This is a genomic window from Hwangdonia seohaensis (assembly GCF_031932625.1).
GTDB lineage: Bacteria > Bacteroidota > Bacteroidia > Flavobacteriales > Flavobacteriaceae > Hwangdonia > Hwangdonia seohaensis.
In genome coordinates, this window is record NZ_JAVSCK010000003.1 from 71,622 (window position 1) to 87,298 (window position 15,677).

Annotated in this window: 29 protein-coding genes and 1 pseudogene; all 30 read left to right on the forward strand. The window is 36.7% G+C overall.

Translation table 11 applies throughout. The features are described 5' to 3' along the window. Window positions 1-142 (forward strand): annotated as a pseudogene (locus RNZ47_RS09380) (30S ribosomal protein S12); the annotation flags it as partial. Between the two features lie 23 nt (window positions 143-165). Further along, window positions 166-642 (forward strand): 30S ribosomal protein S7, encoded by a 477-nt coding sequence (gene rpsG, locus RNZ47_RS09385; RefSeq protein WP_311939173.1) that lies wholly within the window; start codon window positions 166-168, stop codon window positions 640-642. Between the two features lie 8 nt (window positions 643-650). Beyond that, the gene (gene fusA, locus RNZ47_RS09390) at window positions 651-2,777 is read left to right on the forward strand and encodes an elongation factor G (protein ID WP_311939175.1); all 2,127 of its coding nucleotides are present in this window, start codon (window positions 651-653) and stop codon (window positions 2,775-2,777) included. 11 nt (window positions 2,778-2,788) lie between these two features. Further along, a complete protein-coding gene (gene rpsJ, locus RNZ47_RS09395) occupies window positions 2,789-3,094 on the forward strand; it encodes a 30S ribosomal protein S10 (RefSeq protein ID WP_010181931.1) in 306 nt (101 codons plus the stop codon). Window positions 3,095-3,265: 171 nt separating this feature from the next. Next, window positions 3,266-3,883 carry a 50S ribosomal protein L3 gene (gene rplC / locus RNZ47_RS09400; protein ID WP_311939189.1) on the forward strand — a complete coding sequence of 206 codons (618 nt, stop codon included), beginning with the start codon at window positions 3,266-3,268 and terminating at the stop codon, window positions 3,881-3,883. Beyond that, window positions 3,883-4,512 (forward strand): 50S ribosomal protein L4, encoded by a 630-nt coding sequence (gene rplD / locus RNZ47_RS09405; protein ID WP_311939192.1) that lies wholly within the window; start codon window positions 3,883-3,885, stop codon window positions 4,510-4,512. Before rplC ends, rplD begins: the two co-directional genes overlap by 1 nt. Window positions 4,513-4,517: 5 nt before the next feature. Beyond that, window positions 4,518-4,808: a 50S ribosomal protein L23 gene (gene rplW / locus RNZ47_RS09410; RefSeq protein ID WP_311939194.1), complete on the forward strand. Its 291-nt coding sequence runs from the start codon at window positions 4,518-4,520 to the stop codon at window positions 4,806-4,808. A gap of 10 nt (window positions 4,809-4,818) precedes the next feature. Next, window positions 4,819-5,646: a 50S ribosomal protein L2 gene (gene rplB, locus RNZ47_RS09415; RefSeq protein ID WP_311939197.1), complete on the forward strand. Its 828-nt coding sequence runs from the start codon at window positions 4,819-4,821 to the stop codon at window positions 5,644-5,646. A 3-nt stretch (window positions 5,647-5,649) separates the two neighbouring features. Further along, window positions 5,650-5,928, forward strand: coding sequence for a 30S ribosomal protein S19 (gene rpsS / locus RNZ47_RS09420; protein ID WP_013869040.1), 279 nt, complete (start codon window positions 5,650-5,652; stop codon window positions 5,926-5,928). A 6-nt stretch (window positions 5,929-5,934) separates the two neighbouring features. Continuing rightward, window positions 5,935-6,342 carry a 50S ribosomal protein L22 gene (gene rplV / locus RNZ47_RS09425; protein WP_311939202.1) on the forward strand — a complete coding sequence of 136 codons (408 nt, stop codon included), beginning with the start codon at window positions 5,935-5,937 and terminating at the stop codon, window positions 6,340-6,342. Between the two features lie 7 nt (window positions 6,343-6,349). Continuing rightward, window positions 6,350-7,069, forward strand: coding sequence for a 30S ribosomal protein S3 (rpsC, locus tag RNZ47_RS09430; RefSeq protein ID WP_311939205.1), 720 nt, complete (start codon window positions 6,350-6,352; stop codon window positions 7,067-7,069). 21 nt (window positions 7,070-7,090) lie between these two features. After that, complete coding sequence (rplP, locus tag RNZ47_RS09435; protein ID WP_034043306.1) at window positions 7,091-7,510, forward strand: 50S ribosomal protein L16; 420 nt, start codon at window positions 7,091-7,093, stop codon at window positions 7,508-7,510. A gap of 13 nt (window positions 7,511-7,523) precedes the next feature. After that, on the forward strand, window positions 7,524-7,715 hold the full coding sequence (gene rpmC, locus RNZ47_RS09440; protein ID WP_034043309.1) for a 50S ribosomal protein L29: 192 nt from the start codon (window positions 7,524-7,526) through the stop codon (window positions 7,713-7,715). A 12-nt stretch (window positions 7,716-7,727) separates the two neighbouring features. Continuing rightward, window positions 7,728-7,985, forward strand: coding sequence for a 30S ribosomal protein S17 (rpsQ, locus tag RNZ47_RS09445; RefSeq protein WP_034043311.1), 258 nt, complete (start codon window positions 7,728-7,730; stop codon window positions 7,983-7,985). A 2-nt stretch (window positions 7,986-7,987) separates the two neighbouring features. Continuing rightward, complete coding sequence (gene rplN, locus RNZ47_RS09450; RefSeq protein ID WP_311939213.1) at window positions 7,988-8,356, forward strand: 50S ribosomal protein L14; 369 nt, start codon at window positions 7,988-7,990, stop codon at window positions 8,354-8,356. 15 nt (window positions 8,357-8,371) lie between these two features. Beyond that, window positions 8,372-8,683, forward strand: a complete 312-nt coding sequence (gene rplX, locus RNZ47_RS09455; RefSeq protein ID WP_311939216.1) for a 50S ribosomal protein L24 — start codon at window positions 8,372-8,374, stop codon at window positions 8,681-8,683. A 2-nt stretch (window positions 8,684-8,685) separates the two neighbouring features. Then, window positions 8,686-9,237, forward strand: a complete 552-nt coding sequence (gene rplE, locus RNZ47_RS09460; protein WP_311939219.1) for a 50S ribosomal protein L5 — start codon at window positions 8,686-8,688, stop codon at window positions 9,235-9,237. 3 nt (window positions 9,238-9,240) lie between these two features. Further along, window positions 9,241-9,510, forward strand: coding sequence for a 30S ribosomal protein S14 (gene rpsN, locus RNZ47_RS09465; RefSeq protein ID WP_311939222.1), 270 nt, complete (start codon window positions 9,241-9,243; stop codon window positions 9,508-9,510). Between the two features lie 76 nt (window positions 9,511-9,586). Next, window positions 9,587-9,985: a 30S ribosomal protein S8 gene (rpsH, locus tag RNZ47_RS09470; protein ID WP_311939225.1), complete on the forward strand. Its 399-nt coding sequence runs from the start codon at window positions 9,587-9,589 to the stop codon at window positions 9,983-9,985. Between the two features lie 18 nt (window positions 9,986-10,003). Further along, window positions 10,004-10,546: a 50S ribosomal protein L6 gene (rplF, locus tag RNZ47_RS09475; protein ID WP_311939227.1), complete on the forward strand. Its 543-nt coding sequence runs from the start codon at window positions 10,004-10,006 to the stop codon at window positions 10,544-10,546. 10 nt (window positions 10,547-10,556) lie between these two features. After that, window positions 10,557-10,913 carry a 50S ribosomal protein L18 gene (gene rplR / locus RNZ47_RS09480; RefSeq protein ID WP_311939229.1) on the forward strand — a complete coding sequence of 119 codons (357 nt, stop codon included), beginning with the start codon at window positions 10,557-10,559 and terminating at the stop codon, window positions 10,911-10,913. A gap of 6 nt (window positions 10,914-10,919) precedes the next feature. Beyond that, window positions 10,920-11,444 carry a 30S ribosomal protein S5 gene (gene rpsE, locus RNZ47_RS09485; RefSeq protein WP_092847729.1) on the forward strand — a complete coding sequence of 175 codons (525 nt, stop codon included), beginning with the start codon at window positions 10,920-10,922 and terminating at the stop codon, window positions 11,442-11,444. A gap of 110 nt (window positions 11,445-11,554) precedes the next feature. Then, complete coding sequence (rpmD, locus tag RNZ47_RS09490) at window positions 11,555-11,734, forward strand: 50S ribosomal protein L30 (protein WP_099563536.1); 180 nt, start codon at window positions 11,555-11,557, stop codon at window positions 11,732-11,734. 16 nt (window positions 11,735-11,750) lie between these two features. Next, complete coding sequence (gene rplO / locus RNZ47_RS09495; RefSeq protein WP_311939237.1) at window positions 11,751-12,203, forward strand: 50S ribosomal protein L15; 453 nt, start codon at window positions 11,751-11,753, stop codon at window positions 12,201-12,203. Between the two features lie 15 nt (window positions 12,204-12,218). Then, window positions 12,219-13,565 (forward strand): preprotein translocase subunit SecY, encoded by a 1,347-nt coding sequence (secY, locus tag RNZ47_RS09500; RefSeq protein WP_311939240.1) that lies wholly within the window; start codon window positions 12,219-12,221, stop codon window positions 13,563-13,565. Window positions 13,566-13,576: 11 nt separating this feature from the next. Then, window positions 13,577-13,792, forward strand: a complete 216-nt coding sequence (gene infA / locus RNZ47_RS09505; protein WP_007094967.1) for a translation initiation factor IF-1 — start codon at window positions 13,577-13,579, stop codon at window positions 13,790-13,792. Between the two features lie 99 nt (window positions 13,793-13,891). Beyond that, window positions 13,892-14,008: a type B 50S ribosomal protein L36 gene (gene ykgO, locus RNZ47_RS09510; protein ID WP_013305171.1), complete on the forward strand. Its 117-nt coding sequence runs from the start codon at window positions 13,892-13,894 to the stop codon at window positions 14,006-14,008. Window positions 14,009-14,011: 3 nt separating this feature from the next. After that, the gene (gene rpsM, locus RNZ47_RS09515; RefSeq protein ID WP_311939262.1) at window positions 14,012-14,386 is read left to right on the forward strand and encodes a 30S ribosomal protein S13; all 375 of its coding nucleotides are present in this window, start codon (window positions 14,012-14,014) and stop codon (window positions 14,384-14,386) included. A 102-nt stretch (window positions 14,387-14,488) separates the two neighbouring features. Next, window positions 14,489-14,872, forward strand: a complete 384-nt coding sequence (gene rpsK, locus RNZ47_RS09520; protein ID WP_311939263.1) for a 30S ribosomal protein S11 — start codon at window positions 14,489-14,491, stop codon at window positions 14,870-14,872. Between the two features lie 185 nt (window positions 14,873-15,057). Beyond that, window positions 15,058-15,663, forward strand: a complete 606-nt coding sequence (gene rpsD, locus RNZ47_RS09525) for a 30S ribosomal protein S4 (protein WP_311939266.1) — start codon at window positions 15,058-15,060, stop codon at window positions 15,661-15,663. The last annotated feature ends 14 nt before the right edge of the window (window positions 15,664-15,677 follow it).

Sequence of the window (15,677 nt, forward strand, 5' to 3'; positions counted from 1 at the left end):
GATAGTATTGGTTAGAGGTGGAAGGGTAAAAGATTTACCAGGAGTTAGATATCACATTGTACGTGGTGCTTTAGACACAGCAGGTGTTTCTGGCAGAACGCAACGTAGATCTAAGTATGGTGCAAAACGCCCTAAAAAGTAATTAAAAAACTTTAAGAAGAAGACATGAGAAAAAGAGCAGCAAAAAAGAGACCGCTTTTACCGGATCCACGATTTAACGACCAGTTAGTAACACGTTTCGTTAATATGATGATGTGGGACGGAAAAAAGTCTGTCGCTTTTAAAGTATTCTACGATGCAATTGATATTGTAGATTCGAAAAAAACTGACGAAGAAAAAACAGCTTTGGAAATCTGGAAAGACGCTTTATCAAATGTGATGCCTCACGTAGAAGTACGTAGCCGTCGTGTTGGTGGTGCCACATTCCAAATCCCAATGCAAATTCGTCCAGATCGCAAAGTATCTACAGCCATGAAATGGTTAATAACCTATTCGAGAAAAAGAAACGAAAAATCAATGGCTTTACGCTTAGCTTCAGAGGTTTTGGCAGCAGCTAAAGAAGAAGGGGCAGCAGTTAAGAAAAGAGTAGATACTCATAAAATGGCTGAAGCTAACAAAGCATTCTCTCACTTTAGATTCTAATTTACGATATGGCAAGAGATTTAAAACTTACAAGAAACATAGGAATTGCAGCTCATATTGATGCTGGTAAAACAACCACAACAGAGCGAATTCTATTTTATACGGGAGTCTCACACAAAATTGGAGAAGTTCACGATGGTGCTTCTACAATGGACTGGATGGAGCAAGAAGCAGAAAGAGGTATTACTATTACTTCGGCAGCTACAACTTGCGATTGGACCTTCCCTAAAGAAAATGGTGAGCCAACCGCAGATGCTCAAGATTACCATTTTAATATTATTGACACCCCTGGTCACGTTGATTTTACGGTTGAAGTTAACCGTTCGTTACGTGTATTAGATGGTTTAGTATTCTTATTTAGTGCGGTTGATGGTGTTGAGCCACAATCTGAAACTAACTGGAGACTTGCAGACAACTATAAAGTACCAAGAATTGGTTTTGTTAATAAAATGGATCGTCAAGGATCTAACTTTTTAGGTGTTTGTCAGCAAGTAAAAGATATGTTGAAGTCCAACGCAGTACCAATTGTATTGAACATTGGTGATGAGATGGATTTTAAGGGTATCGTAGATTTAGTTAAAAACAGAGCTATTGTATGGCATGATGACAATTTCGGATCTACTTTCGATGTTGTGCCAATTCCGGAAGACATGAAAGATGAGGTGCGTAAGTATCGTGCTTTATTAATCGAGGAAGTAGCTAGCTACGATGAGGATTTATTAGAAAAATTTATGGAAGATGAAGATTCTATTACAGAAGATGAAGTGCATGCTGCACTTAGGGCTGCTGTAATGGATATGGCCATTATACCAATGGTATGTGGTTCTTCATTTAAAAATAAAGGAGTGCAGTTCTTATTAGATGCCGTGTGTCGTTATTTGCCTTCTCCAATGGATAGAGAAAGTATAATAGGTACAAATCCAGATACAGGAGCAGAAGAAATACGTAAGCCTAGTGTTAAAGACCCATTTGCAGCATTAGCTTTTAAAATTGCTACCGATCCTTTCGTAGGGCGTTTGGCATTTTTTAGAGCATACTCGGGTCGTTTAGACGCAGGGTCTTACATCTTGAATAACCGTTCAGGTAAAAAAGAACGTATTTCCCGTATCTACCAAATGCACTCTAATAAGCAAAACGCTATCGATTTTATCGAAGCAGGAGATATTGGAGCAGCAGTAGGGTTTAAAGACATCAAGACTGGTGACACCATGTCTGATGAAAAACACCCAATTGTTTTAGAGTCTATGGACTTCCCAGATCCGGTAATTGGTATCGCGGTGGAGCCTAAAACCAAAGCAGATGTTGATAAATTAGGTATGGCCTTAGCCAAATTATCTGAAGAAGATCCAACATTTACAGCGAGAACCGATGAAGCTTCAGGGCAGACTATTATTTCTGGAATGGGAGAGCTTCACTTAGATATTATTGTTGACCGTTTGAAGCGTGAGTTTAAAGTTGAAGTAAACCAAGGTCAGCCGCAAGTAGAGTACAAAGAAGCTATTACACAACGCGCTGATCACCGAGAGGTTTACAAAAAGCAATCTGGTGGACGTGGTAAATTTGCCGATATCGTATTTACTTTAGAGCCAGCAGAAGAAGGCAAAGTTGGGTTGGATTTTGTATCTGAAATTAAAGGTGGTAACGTTCCTAAAGAATTTATCCCTTCAATTGAAAAAGGATTCAAAATGGCCATGGTAAATGGACCATTGGCAGGATACGAAGTTGATGCTATGAAAGTAACATTAACAGATGGATCTTACCACGATGTGGATTCTGATCAGTTATCTTTCGAATTAGCTGCAAAAATAGGATTTAAAAATGCCGCTAAAGCTGCCAAAGCTGTAATCATGGAACCAATTATGAAACTTGAGGTAATTACACCTGAAGAAAACATGGGTGACATTGTTGGAGATTTGAACAGACGAAGAGGGCAAGTAAGTGATATGGGCGATAGAGCCGGAGCAAAAACAGTGAAAGCAACTGTGCCATTATCAGAAATGTTTGGTTATGTAACTACATTAAGAACATTGTCTTCTGGTCGTGCAACATCAACAATGGAATTTTCACACTATGCTGAAACGCCTTCAAACATATCTGAAGAAGTAATTAAAGCAGCAAAAGGCGTTGAATCGTAAATCTTAAGAAAATGAGTCAAAAAATCAGAATAAAATTAAAATCTTACGATCACAACTTAGTGGATAAGTCTGCTGAAAAGATTGTAAAAACAGTAAAAAGTACTGGCGCTGTTGTAACGGGACCAATACCATTACCAACACACAAGAAAATTTTCACTGTATTGCGTTCGCCACACGTAAACAAGAAATCAAGAGAACAATTTCAATTATCGTCTTATAAGAGGTTATTGGATATTTACTCGTCGTCATCAAAAACCATTGATGCGTTAATGAAGCTTGAATTACCAAGTGGTGTTGAAGTAGAGATAAAGGTGTAATTCCAAATTCAGGATTCTGCATTCAGAATTGCAAACATGTCCCACCGATGCGGTCGCGGGAAAAACGGTAAAAATACATTCAGGGTTGAACGTATTTCGACCCTGAGTTTTTTTAAATAAGTATGTTGAATTTTTTTTCAACGAAATAGTAATAATTAATAAATAATAAATATGTCTGGGTTAATTGGAAAAAAAATCGGTATGACCAGCATCTTCGATGAAAACGGGAAAAATATTCCTTGTACAGTAATCGAAGCTGGACCATGTATCGTTACCCAAGTCAGAACTAAAGAGGTTGACGGTTATAAAGCTGTTCAATTAGGTTTCGATGACGCGACAGAAAAAAGCGCTACTAAAGCAGACTTAGGTCATGCTAAAAAAGCGGGTACTTCTGTAAAACGCAAAATCGTCGAATTCAAAGGTTTTGATGAGGAGTACAAATTAGGAGATGCAATCACTGTTGAGCATTTCAACGAAGGAGAATTCGTTGATATCGCAGGAACTTCTAAAGGAAAAGGATTTCAAGGGGTTGTTAAACGTCATGGTTTCGGTGGTGTAGGTCAAGCTACCCACGGTCAGCATAACCGTTTAAGAGCACCGGGATCTATTGGAGCTGCATCGTACCCTGCTCGTGTTTTTAAAGGCATGAAAATGGCAGGACGCATGGGCGGTGAAAAAGTGAAAGTTCAAAATTTAAGAGTTTTAAAAGTAGTTGCTGAAAAGAATCTACTTGTGGTTAAAGGATGTGTTCCTGGTCACAAAAACGCTTATGTAATTATTAGAAAATAATGAAAGTAGCAGTTTTAGATATAAACGGAAAAGACACAGGTAGAAAGGCAGACCTTTCTAACGAAGTGTTCGCTATTGAGCCTAATAATCACGCTGTGTATTTGGATGTTAAACAATATTTGGCAAACCAACGTCAGGGAACTCACAAATCGAAAGAACGTGCTGAGATTTCTGGAAGTACACGTAAGATTAAAAAGCAAAAAGGAACTGGTACGGCAAGAGCAGGTAGTATTAAGTCTGGTATTTTTAAGGGCGGTGGTCGTATGTTCGGTCCAAGACCAAGAAATTACAGCATAAAACTTAATAAAAACCTAAAGCGTTTAGCACGTAAATCTGCCTTAAGTATCAAAGCAGGAGAGAAATCAATTACGGTTTTAGAAGACTTTAATTTTGATGCTCCAAAGACCAAGAATTTTACAGCCGTTTTAAAAGCTTTAGAGCTTGAAAAGAAAAAAACGCTGTTTGTGTTGGGTGGCTCAAATAATAACGTATATTTGTCATCGCGCAATTTAAAAACTTCAGAAGTTATAACAGCTTCAGAATTAAGCACTTACAAAATTTTAAACGCCAATCAAGTGGTGCTTTTAGAAAGTGCTTTAGAAGGAATTGAAACAAATTTAAGTAAATAGAAACCATGAGTATCTTAATTAAACCTATAATCACAGAAAAAGCGACAGCTCAAAGCGAGTTGAGAAACTGCTATACATTCTCAGTGAATACGAAGGCGAACAAGATAGAAATCAAAAAAGCGGTTGAAGCTGCTTATGGCGTTTCTGTTGAAAAAGTTCGTACTATAAATGTCCGTCCAGATCGTAATACCAAGCACACAAAAACAGGTATTCAAAATGGTAAAACAAATGCTGTTAAAAAAGCAATTGTACAGCTGGCGGAAGGTGAAATGATTGATTTATACAGTAACATGTAATTAAAGACAAATGTCAGTAAGAAAATTAAAACCAATCACACCAGGACAGCGATTTAGAGTAGTAAATGGGTATGACGCCATAACTACTGATAAGCCGGAAAAGAGTTTACTCGTTCCGAACAAAAGGTCTGGTGGTAGAAACAGTCAGGGAAAAATGACCATGCGCTACATAGGTGGCGGTCATAAGAAAAAGTATCGTATTATCGATTTTAAAAGAGACAAAGCGGGTATTCCTGCTGAAGTAGCTTCAATAGAATACGATCCAAACAGAACCGCTTTTATCGCATTATTGAATTATCAAGATGGTGAGAAAAGATACATTATCGCTCAAAATGGACTTCAGGTTGGGCAAAATGTAGTATCTGGTGCAACAGATGTGGCTCCAGAAATTGGGAACGCGATGCCGTTAAGTGAAATTCCATTAGGAACCATTATTTCTTGTGTAGAGTTACGTCCGGGACAAGGTGCCATTATGGCGCGTAGTGCAGGTGCTTTTGCACAGTTAATGGCAAGAGACGGAAAGTTTGCATCTATCAAATTACCTTCAGGAGAAACAAGATTAATTCTTGTTAACTGTATGGCTACAATAGGTGTAGTATCTAACTCAGACCACCAATTATTAGTTGGCGGTAAAGCAGGTAGAACACGCTGGTTAGGAAGAAGACCACGTACAAGACCGGTAGTAATGAATCCAGTTGATCACCCAATGGGTGGTGGTGAAGGTAAATCTTCAGGTGGACATCCTCGTTCTAGAAACGGTATTCCAGCTAAAGGCTACAGAACCCGTTCTAGAAACAAAGCGAGTAATAAATATATTGTAGAACGTAGAAAGAAATAAGACATGGCAAGATCATTAAAAAAAGGACCTTACGTTCATTATAAATTAGAAAGAAAAGTAGCTGCAAATGTTGAAGCTAACAAAAAAACGGTAATCAAAACTTGGTCTCGTGCCAGTATGATTACACCAGATTTTGTTGGACAAACCATAGCGGTACACAATGGCCGACAATTTGTTCCAGTATATGTTACTGAAAACATGGTAGGCCATAAATTAGGAGAATTTTCACCAACACGTTCATTCCGTGGACATGCAGGTGCTAAAAACAAAGGTAAAAAGTAGTAAGCTATGGGAAGTCGTAAAAAACAAATGGCAGACGCTATTAAGGAAGCAAAAAAGCACGTTGCTTTTGCAAAACTTAATAACTGTCCTACATCACCAAGAAAAATGCGTTTAGTAGCCGATTTAGTAAGAGGCGAAAAGGTAGAACATGCACTTAATATCTTAAAGTTTAACAATAAGGAAGCATCTGGCCGTTTAGAGAAGTTGTTATTATCAGCTATCGCTAACTGGCAAGCAAAAAACGAAGATGCCGATGTTGAAACTGCAGAATTATTTGTAAAAGAGATAAGAGTTGATGGCGGATCTATGTTAAAAAGATTGCGTCCAGCACCTCAAGGTCGTGCACACAGAATTAGAAAACGTTCAAACCACGTAACATTAGTGGTAGGAGCCAACAATAACACACAAGCTTAATAAGAGTATGGGACAAAAAACAAATCCAATCGGAAATCGCTTAGGAATTATCAGAGGATGGGAGTCTAACTGGTACGGAGGAAACGATTATGGTGACAAACTTGCCGAAGACGATAAGATTAGAAAATACGTTCACGCGCGTTTATCTAAAGCTAGTGTAAGTAGAGTAATCATCGAGAGAACTTTAAAACTTGTAACCGTTACTATCACTACTGCAAGACCAGGTATTATTATCGGGAAAGGCGGGCAAGAGGTAGACAAGTTAAAAGAAGAGCTTAAAAAGATTACCGGAAAAGAAGTTCAGATTAACATCTTTGAAATTAAAAGACCTGAACTGGATGCATTTTTAGTAGCATCAAGCATCGCTCGTCAAATTGAAAACAGAATTTCATACCGTCGTGCAATCAAGATGGCTATTGCTGCAACAATGCGAATGAATGCTGAAGGCATTAAAATTCAAATTAGTGGTCGTTTAAACGGGGCAGAAATGGCACGTAGCGAACATTACAAAGAAGGACGTATTCCTTTATCAACCTTTAGAGCCGATATTGATTATGCTTTAGTTGAGGCACACACTACTTACGGTAGATTGGGTGTTAAAGTATGGATCATGAAAGGTGAAGTATATGGTAAAAGAGAGCTTTCTCCGCTTGTTGGATTGTCCAAAAAGCAAGGAAAAGGTGGCCCCGGAAGAGGTGGCAACAAAGGACCTCGTCGTAGAAAGTAATTTTTTATAAAGTAAAGAAAAATGTTACAGCCTAAAAGAACAAAATTTCGTAAGCAACAAAAAGGACGTATGAAGGGGAACTCAGGTAGAGGTCACCAATTATCAAACGGAACTTTTGGAATAAAAGCATTGGACTCGAATTTTTTAACATCGCGTCAAATAGAAGCAGCACGTATTGCCGCTACACGTTACATGAAAAGAGAAGGACAACTTTGGATTAAAATTTTTCCAGACAAGCCTATTACAAAAAAGCCTCTTGAAGTACGTATGGGTAAAGGTAAAGGTGCCGTAGAATATTGGGTGGCCGTTGTTAAACCAGGACGGGTTTTATTTGAAATTGGTGGTGTGCCATTAGACGTTGCAAAAGAAGCATTGCGTTTAGCAGCACAAAAGCTACCGGTAAAAACTAAGTTTTTAATCGCTAGAGATTACGAAGCATAATTTATTTGATATTATGAAACAATCAGAAATTAAAGAATTATCTGTAGCTGAGTTACAAGAAAAACTTGGTGAAACAAAAAAGAGTTATTCAGACCTAAAATTGGCTCATGCAATATCTCCTTTAGAAAATCCAATTCAATTACGTTCAATAAGAAGAACCGTAGCCAGAATTGCGACCGAATTAACTAAAAGAGAATTACAATAATTCTGCTGAAAGATGGAAACAAGAAATTTAAGAAAAGAACGTATAGGAGTTGTTACTAGTAACAAAATGCAAAAATCAATAGTTGTTGCAGAAGTTAAAAAAGTAAAACATCCTATGTATGGAAAATTCGTATTAAAAACGAAAAAGTACGTAGCACACGACGAAACAAACGATTGCAACATTGGCGATAAGGTAAAGATCATGGAAACACGACCTTTAAGTAAATCTAAATGTTGGAGATTAGTAGAAATCCTAGAAAGAGCTAAGTAATTATGGTACAACAAGAATCAAGATTAAAAGTAGCAGACAACACTGGGGCAAAGGAAGTTTTAACTATCCGTGTTTTAGGTGGTACTAAAAGAAGGTATGCTTCTGTAGGAGACAAAATAGTTGTTTCTGTTAAAGACGCAACACCTAATGGAAGCATTAAAAAAGGTGCGGTTTCAACTGCAGTTGTTGTGCGTACTAAAAAAGAAGTAAGACGACCAGACGGATCTTATATAAGATTTGACGATAACGCCTGTGTTTTGTTAAACCCAACCGGTGAGATGAGAGGTACACGTGTATTTGGTCCTGTTGCTAGAGAACTTCGTGACAAACAATTCATGAAGATTGTATCATTAGCACCAGAGGTGCTTTAATACATAAATATTAAGATGGGAAAGCTTAAAATAAAAACTGGAGATACTGTAAAGGTAATTGCTGGAGACCACAAAGGGTCTGAAGGCAAGGTGCAAAAGGTATTTATAGCAAAGAACAAAGCGATTGTTGAGGGTGTAAACATGGTTAAGAAACATACTAAACCAAGTGCACAAAATCCTCAAGGAGGAATCGTAGAGAAAGAAGCTGCTATTCACATATCCAATTTATCGTTGTTAACCTCAAAAGGCGAAACAACAAGAATTGGCTATAGAATGGAAGGCGATAAAAAAGTAAGATTTTCAACAAAATCTAATGAAGTAATATAGTTATGGCATATTCACCAAGACTTAAAGAAGAGTATAAAAGCAGAGTAATTGCAGCTCTTACAGACGAATTTGGATATAAGAATGTAATGCAAGTTCCTAAACTTACCAAGATAGTAATATCTAAAGGTGTAGGGGCGGCAGTTGCAGACAAAAAGTTAATCGATCACGCTGTGGAAGAATTAACAACTATATCTGGACAAAAAGCTATTTCAACATTGTCTAAAAAAGACGTTGCATCGTTTAAATTGCGTAAAGGCATGCCAATTGGGGCAAAAGTAACTTTACGTGGCGAGCGCATGTACGAGTTTTTAGATCGATTGGTTACTTCGGCACTTCCACGTGTTAGGGATTTTAACGGAATTAAAGCTACAGGATTTGATGGTAGAGGTAATTACAATTTAGGAATTACCGAACAAATTATATTCCCGGAAATCAACATTGATAAAGTGAACAAGATTTCTGGTATGGATATTACATTTGTAACAACCGCAGATACCGATAAAGAAGCAAAATCATTATTAACTGAACTAGGGTTACCTTTTCAAAAGAACTAAGATATGGCTAAAGAATCAATGAAAGCCCGCGAGGTGAAAAGAGCAAAAACAGTAGCTAAATATGCCGAAAAACGCAAAGCTTTAAAAGAAGCCGGCGATTACGAAGCATTACAAAAGTTACCTAAAAACGCTTCTCCCGTACGTATGCATAACAGATGTAAACTTACTGGAAGACCTAAAGGTTATATGAGAACTTTCGGAGTGTCTCGTGTAACATTCAGAGAATTGGCTAACCAAGGTTTAATACCAGGTGTTAGAAAAGCAAGTTGGTAAAAAAAAAAGAATTATAAATTGGTATTAGGTTCAAAGGAAGAGTTCGTTTGAAAACCATTACCGCAAATTAATAAATATGTATACAGATCCAATAGCGGATTATCTTACAAGAATTAGAAACGCAGTGCGTGCCAACCATAGGGTTGTTGAGATACCGGCATCTAATTTAAAGAAAGACATCACTAAAATATTATTCGAACAAGGATATATTTTAAGCTACAAGTTCGACGATTCAACGGTACAGGGCACCATAAAAATAGCGCTTAAGTACAACAAAGAAACCAAAGAACCTGTAATTAAGAAATTGCAAAGAATTAGTAAACCAGGTTTACGTAAGTATGCTGGTTCTAACGAGTTACCTAGAATCCTTAACGGCCTTGGTATTGCCATAGTTTCTACTTCTCACGGAGTAATGACTGGTAAACAAGCCAAAAGAGATAATGTAGGTGGCGAAGTATTGTGTTACGTTTACTAATCTAAAAAGAAGAAAAACATGTCAAGAATAGGTAATAACCCAGTAGTAATTCCAGAAGGCGTTACAGTTGATATAAAAGACGGCGTAGTTACAGTAAAAGGAAAATTGGGAGAATTAACCCAAAATTTCGATTCTGTAGATATTAAAGTCGAGGATGGTAATGTAATGGTAACACGTTCTTCAGATTCTAAAGATCAAAAAGCAAAACATGGTTTATACAGATCATTAATGCACAATATGATTGAAGGTGTATCAAAGGGATGGACAAAAGAACTGGAATTGGTTGGTGTAGGTTATAGAGCATCAAACCAAGGACAAAAATTGGATTTGGCTTTAGGCTTTTCCCATAATATAGTTTTAGATGTTGCTCCAGAAGTAAAAGTGGAAACTATTTCTGAAAAAGGAAAAAATCCAATCGTAAAATTAACATCATTCGATAAACAACTTGTTGGTCAAGTAGCCGCAAAAATCCGTGGTTTTAGAAGACCAGAACCTTATAAAGGAAAAGGAATTAAGTTTGTTGGTGAAGAATTAAGAAGAAAAGCAGGTAAATCAGCTTAATAATTAAGTTATGGCATTAACAAAGAACCAAAGAAGAACAAGAATAAAAAACAGAATCCGTAAGGTTGTTTCTGGTACAGAAGCAAGACCACGATTAACTGTTTTTAGAAGTAATAAAGAAATTTATGCTCAAGTTGTCGATGATGTAAATGGTAAAACCATTAGCGCAGCATCTTCAAGAGATAAAGATATTAGTTCTGCAAAAGGAAACAAATCAGAAGTAGCAAACCTAGTAGGTAAAGCTGTTGCTGAAAAAGCTTTAAAAGCAGGCGTTGAAACTATTGCTTTCGATAGAGGTGGATATTTATACCACGGTAGAGTAAAATCATTAGCCGAAGGCGCTAGAGAAGCAGGACTTAAATTCTAAGAAATTATGTTTAAAAAATATAAAAGTGCAGAATTAGTAAAACCAGGTGGATTAGATCTTAAAGATCGTTTGGTTGGTGTACAAAGAGTTACAAAAGTAACTAAAGGTGGTAGAGCATTTGGTTTTTCGGCAATCGTTGTGGTTGGTGATGAAGCTGGTGTTGTAGGACAAGGTTTAGGAAAATCTAAAGACGTTGCTAGTGCAATTGCAAAAGCTGTTGAAGATGCCAAGAAAAACCTAGTGCGCATTCCTATTATAAAAGGAACATTGCCACACGAACAAAAAGGTAAATACGGTGGTGCAAGAGTAAACATTATTCCTGCTGCTCCCGGTACCGGAGTTATTGCTGGTGGAGCAGTGAGAACGGTTTTAGAGGCTGTTGGTGTACACGATGTATTATCAAAATCCCAAGGCTCTTCAAACCCTCATAACGTGGTTAAAGCAACCTTTGATGCTTTATTGCAATTAAGAGATGCCAACGCCATAGCAAGAGATAGAGGAATTACACTTGAACAAGTTTTTAACGCTTAAAATTGTTAAGACGTTAGTCTTTAGAGATTAGACGATAAATTATTAAAATATAAAATTTTACTTTTTAGAGTTCTAACGACTAAAAACTAACAACTAAAAACTAGAAAAAAATGGCAAAAATTAAAGTAACAAAAGTTAAAAGCGCAATCAATCGTACGCAAAGACAAAAAAGAACTTTAGAAGCTCTGGGTCTTAAAAAGATTGGTCAAGTAAAAGAGCACGAAGCTACACCTAACATATTAGGTATGGTTGCTAAAGTTTCACATTTAGTTTCTGTTGAAGAAGCTTAAAAATATAAACTGAAAAATGGATTTAAGTAATTTAAAACCTGCAGAAGGTTCAGTAAAAAACCAAGGAAAACGAGTAGGTCGCGGACAAGGTTCTGGTAAAGGTGGTACGGCAACCCGTGGTCACAAAGGAGCTAAGTCGCGTTCTGGTTATTCTAAGAAACTAGGATTTGAAGGTGGGCAAATGCCACTTCAAAGACGTGTGCCTAAATTTGGTTTTACTAACATTAACCGCGTGGAGTACCAAGGTATCAATTTAGATACGTTGCAACAATTGGTTGATGATAAGAAAATAAAAGATACCGTAGATTTTGAAACGCTATTTGCTAACCGTTTAGCTGGAAAGAACGATCTAGTTAAAATTATGGGCCGTGGCGAATTAAAAGCAAAATTAAAAGTATCTGCTCATAAGTTTACTGCTTCAGCAAAAGCTGCTATTGAAGCTGCAGGCGGAGAAGCTGTAACATTATAATATTTTATTATAAGTATGAAATTTATAGAATCAATAAAAAATGTTTGGAAAATAGAGGAACTAAGAAACCGGATCATAGTTACGCTGGGTCTGTTATTAGTTTATCGTTTTGGTGCACAAGTGGTTTTACCAGGTATTGACGCTAGCCAATTAGGAGGTTTAGCCGATTCAGCCGATGGTGGTTTATTAGGTTTACTTAATGCCTTTACCGGTGGAGCTTTTGCTAATGCCTCGGTATTTGCGTTGGGTATCATGCCATATATTTCTGCTTCTATTGTGGTACAATTAATGGGTATTGCCATTCCTTACCTTCAAAAATTACAGAAAGAAGGCGCTAGTGGACAAAAGAAAATAACTCAGATTACACGTTGGTTAACCATCGCCATCTGTTTATTGCAAGCACCAGGATACTTAGCTGCTTTACCTCAGTTGGGCATTCCACCAAGTGCATTTTTACTAGGCACTGGCTTTTTGTTCTATTTCTCATCGGTTACTATTTTGGTAACAGGTTGTATTTTTGCGATGTGGTTAGGTGAAAAAATTACCGATAAAGGTATTGGTAATGGTATTTCATTATTAATCATGGTAGGTATTATCGCTACATTACCACAGTCGTTTATACAAAATGCAGCAACTAGATTAGAAGGTAATAACGTGATGTTAATTCTTTTTGAATTGGTAATTTGGTTTGTAATTATTTTAGCTTCAATTATGTTGGTAATGGGCGTTAGAAGAATTGCAGTACAATACGCAAGACGTACAGCATCTGGTGGTTACGAGAAAAGTGCCATGGCAGGTTCAAGACAATACATTCCATTAAAGCTTAACGCTTCTGGGGTAATGCCAATTATATTTGCACAAGCTATTATGTTTGTACCGAGTTGGATTGGAGGCTCAGCCTTGTTAAAAGACTCAACGGTTGGCGCTTGGATGCAAGCAAATTATTCCGATTTATTTGGATTTTGGTACAACGTAACTTTTGCATTGTTGATTATTGTATTTACTTATTTTTATACGGCAATCACGGTACCAACCAATAAAATGGCAGACGATCTAAAACGTAGTGGTGGTTTTATACCTGGTATTCGTCCCGGTTCTGAAACCTCAGAATACCTCGATAAAATCATGTCTCAAATTACCTTACCAGGTTCTATATTTTTAGCGCTTATTGCTGTTTTTCCAGCATTTATAGTTAAGCTTATGGGCGTAAGTCAAGGTTGGGCATTGTTTTTTGGAGGAACATCACTATTAATTATGGTTGGTGTAGCAATTGATACCATGCAACAGATAAATTCTTATCTGTTAAATAGGCATTATGATGGCTTGATGAAAACAGGTAAAAATAGAAAAGCGGTAGCTTAATATTATAAACTATGGCAAAACAAGCAGCAATAGAACAAGACGGAACCATTATTGAAGCATTATCAAATGCGATGTTTCGTGTAGAATTAGAAAACGGTCACATAGTGACAGCACATATTTCTGGTAAAATGCGTATGCATTACATTAAATTATTGCCAGGAGATAAGGTTAAATTAGAAATGAGTCCTTACGATTTAACGAAGGCTCGAATAACTTATAGATATTAAAAGTTCAAAGTTCAAAGTTAGAAATTCAAAGTTTAAAGTTAAACTGAACTTGAATTTTGAATCTTGAATATTGAACCTTGAATTTAAAACTGAATAAAGATGAAAGTAAGAGCATCAGTTAAAAAAAGAAGTGCAGATTGTAAAATCGTGCGCAGAAAAGGTAGACTTTACGTAATTAACAAAAAGAATCCTAGATTCAAACAAAGACAAGGATAAGCTATGGCAAGAATTGCAGGTGTAGACATACCAAAAAACAAAAGAGGAGTTATCTCTTTAACTTATATCTACGGAGTAGGTAGAAGTAGAGCAAAAGAAATTTTAGCTGAAGCTAAAGTTGATGAAAGTATTAAAGTTCAAGATTGGACAGACGATCAAATAGCGGGCATTCGTGAAGCTGTTGGAGCATTTACCATTGAAGGTGAATTACGTTCTGAAACACAATTAAACATTAAGCGATTAATGGATATTGGATGTTACAGAGGTATTCGTCACAGATCTAGTCTTCCGTTAAGAGGGCAACGTACTAAAAACAACTCCAGAACAAGAAAAGGTAGAAGAAAAACAGTTGCCAACAAAAAGAAAGCAACTAAATAATTAATTAGTCTTTAGTATTTAGACGTTGGAAGGAATCTGTTTGAAATTTAAAAGGTTTAGGATTCTAGCGACTATCAACTAATAACTGAGAACTAAAACAATATGGCAAAAACAAGCACAAAAAAACGTAAAGTTATTGTAGATGCTGTTGGAGAAGCTCACGTAACCGCTTCTTTTAACAACATCATTATTTCACTTACCAACAAAAAAGGCGACGTAATTTCATGGTCGTCTGCGGGTAAAATGGGATTTAGAGGTTCAAAAAAGAACACACCTTACGCTGCACAATTAGCCGCTGAAGATGCTGCTGCAGTAGCGTTAGAGGCTGGATTAAAGAAAGTAAAAGTATACGTAAAAGGACCAGGAAACGGTAGGGAATCTGCTATCCGTTCTATCCACAACGCAGGTATCGAAGTAACAGAAATTATTGATGTTACACCATTACCGCACAATGGTTGTCGTCCTCCAAAACGTAGAAGGGTTTAATAGTTCTAAATTCAGAATTTTGAATTTAAAAATTAATGCCATTAGAAACTCTAATGGTGTTAATTTTTTGCATACATTTGCAAACTGAAAAAAAATAATAATCAAGTATCAATCAAGAGATAAAATGATTATCGAAGGATAAGATTAAGACCTTAATTCATAATCACTCTTAAAAACAATTTAAAATGGCAAGATATACTGGTCCTAAAACTAAAATAGCCCGAAAGTTCGGTGAAGCTATTTTTGGAGAAGATAAATCTTTCGAGAAAAGAAATTATCCTCCAGGTCAACACGGAAACGCAAGACGTCGTGGAAAAAAATCTGAATACGCAATCCAGTTAATGGAAAAACAAAAAGCTAAATATACCTATGGTATTTTAGAGCGTCAATTTAGAGGTTTGTTTAAAAAAGCAAGAGCAGCACAAGGCATTACAGGTGAGGTTTTATTACAACTTTGCGAGTCTAGATTAGACAATGTAGTTTACAGAATGGGAATTTCTCCTTCTAGAAGTGGTGCAAGACAATTGGTATCTCACAGACACATTACGGTAAACGGCGAGTTGGTAAACATACCTTCTTACCAATTAAAAGCCGGTGATGTAGTTGCTGTAAGGGAAAAATCAAAATCACTTGATGCTATTGAAAGATCGCTTTCAAACTCAAGTGCCGTTTACGAATGGATTACCTGGAACAACGAAACTAAATCTGGAACATACGTTTCTGTTCCTGCTAGAATCCAAATCCCGGAAAACATAAACGAACAATTCATCGTAGAATTATATTCTAAATAATAAATTAATCACAT

Bases quoted from the DNA above. Each gene is read 5' to 3' on its own strand.
- rpsG (WP_311939173.1), top strand. From the start codon at position 166: ATGAGAAAAAGAGCAGCAAAAAAGAGACCGCTTTTACCGGATCCACGA.
- fusA (WP_311939175.1), top strand. From the start codon at position 651: ATGGCAAGAGATTTAAAACTTACAAGAAACATAGGAATTGCAGCTCAT.
- rpsJ (WP_010181931.1), top strand. From the start codon at position 2,789: ATGAGTCAAAAAATCAGAATAAAATTAAAATCTTACGATCACAACTTA.
- rplC (WP_311939189.1), top strand. From the start codon at position 3,266: ATGTCTGGGTTAATTGGAAAAAAAATCGGTATGACCAGCATCTTCGAT.
- rplD (WP_311939192.1), top strand. From the start codon at position 3,883: ATGAAAGTAGCAGTTTTAGATATAAACGGAAAAGACACAGGTAGAAAG.
- rplW (WP_311939194.1), top strand. From the start codon at position 4,518: ATGAGTATCTTAATTAAACCTATAATCACAGAAAAAGCGACAGCTCAA.
- rplB (WP_311939197.1), top strand. From the start codon at position 4,819: ATGTCAGTAAGAAAATTAAAACCAATCACACCAGGACAGCGATTTAGA.
- rpsS (WP_013869040.1), top strand. From the start codon at position 5,650: ATGGCAAGATCATTAAAAAAAGGACCTTACGTTCATTATAAATTAGAA.
- rplV (WP_311939202.1), top strand. From the start codon at position 5,935: ATGGGAAGTCGTAAAAAACAAATGGCAGACGCTATTAAGGAAGCAAAA.
- rpsC (WP_311939205.1), top strand. From the start codon at position 6,350: ATGGGACAAAAAACAAATCCAATCGGAAATCGCTTAGGAATTATCAGA.
- rplP (WP_034043306.1), top strand. From the start codon at position 7,091: ATGTTACAGCCTAAAAGAACAAAATTTCGTAAGCAACAAAAAGGACGT.
- rpmC (WP_034043309.1), top strand. From the start codon at position 7,524: ATGAAACAATCAGAAATTAAAGAATTATCTGTAGCTGAGTTACAAGAA.
- rpsQ (WP_034043311.1), top strand. From the start codon at position 7,728: ATGGAAACAAGAAATTTAAGAAAAGAACGTATAGGAGTTGTTACTAGT.
- rplN (WP_311939213.1), top strand. From the start codon at position 7,988: ATGGTACAACAAGAATCAAGATTAAAAGTAGCAGACAACACTGGGGCA.
- rplX (WP_311939216.1), top strand. From the start codon at position 8,372: ATGGGAAAGCTTAAAATAAAAACTGGAGATACTGTAAAGGTAATTGCT.
- rplE (WP_311939219.1), top strand. From the start codon at position 8,686: ATGGCATATTCACCAAGACTTAAAGAAGAGTATAAAAGCAGAGTAATT.
- rpsN (WP_311939222.1), top strand. From the start codon at position 9,241: ATGGCTAAAGAATCAATGAAAGCCCGCGAGGTGAAAAGAGCAAAAACA.
- rpsH (WP_311939225.1), top strand. From the start codon at position 9,587: ATGTATACAGATCCAATAGCGGATTATCTTACAAGAATTAGAAACGCA.
- rplF (WP_311939227.1), top strand. From the start codon at position 10,004: ATGTCAAGAATAGGTAATAACCCAGTAGTAATTCCAGAAGGCGTTACA.
- rplR (WP_311939229.1), top strand. From the start codon at position 10,557: ATGGCATTAACAAAGAACCAAAGAAGAACAAGAATAAAAAACAGAATC.
- rpsE (WP_092847729.1), top strand. From the start codon at position 10,920: ATGTTTAAAAAATATAAAAGTGCAGAATTAGTAAAACCAGGTGGATTA.
- rpmD (WP_099563536.1), top strand. From the start codon at position 11,555: ATGGCAAAAATTAAAGTAACAAAAGTTAAAAGCGCAATCAATCGTACG.
- rplO (WP_311939237.1), top strand. From the start codon at position 11,751: ATGGATTTAAGTAATTTAAAACCTGCAGAAGGTTCAGTAAAAAACCAA.
- secY (WP_311939240.1), top strand. From the start codon at position 12,219: ATGAAATTTATAGAATCAATAAAAAATGTTTGGAAAATAGAGGAACTA.
- infA (WP_007094967.1), top strand. From the start codon at position 13,577: ATGGCAAAACAAGCAGCAATAGAACAAGACGGAACCATTATTGAAGCA.
- ykgO (WP_013305171.1), top strand. From the start codon at position 13,892: ATGAAAGTAAGAGCATCAGTTAAAAAAAGAAGTGCAGATTGTAAAATC.
- rpsM (WP_311939262.1), top strand. From the start codon at position 14,012: ATGGCAAGAATTGCAGGTGTAGACATACCAAAAAACAAAAGAGGAGTT.
- rpsK (WP_311939263.1), top strand. From the start codon at position 14,489: ATGGCAAAAACAAGCACAAAAAAACGTAAAGTTATTGTAGATGCTGTT.
- rpsD (WP_311939266.1), top strand. From the start codon at position 15,058: ATGGCAAGATATACTGGTCCTAAAACTAAAATAGCCCGAAAGTTCGGT.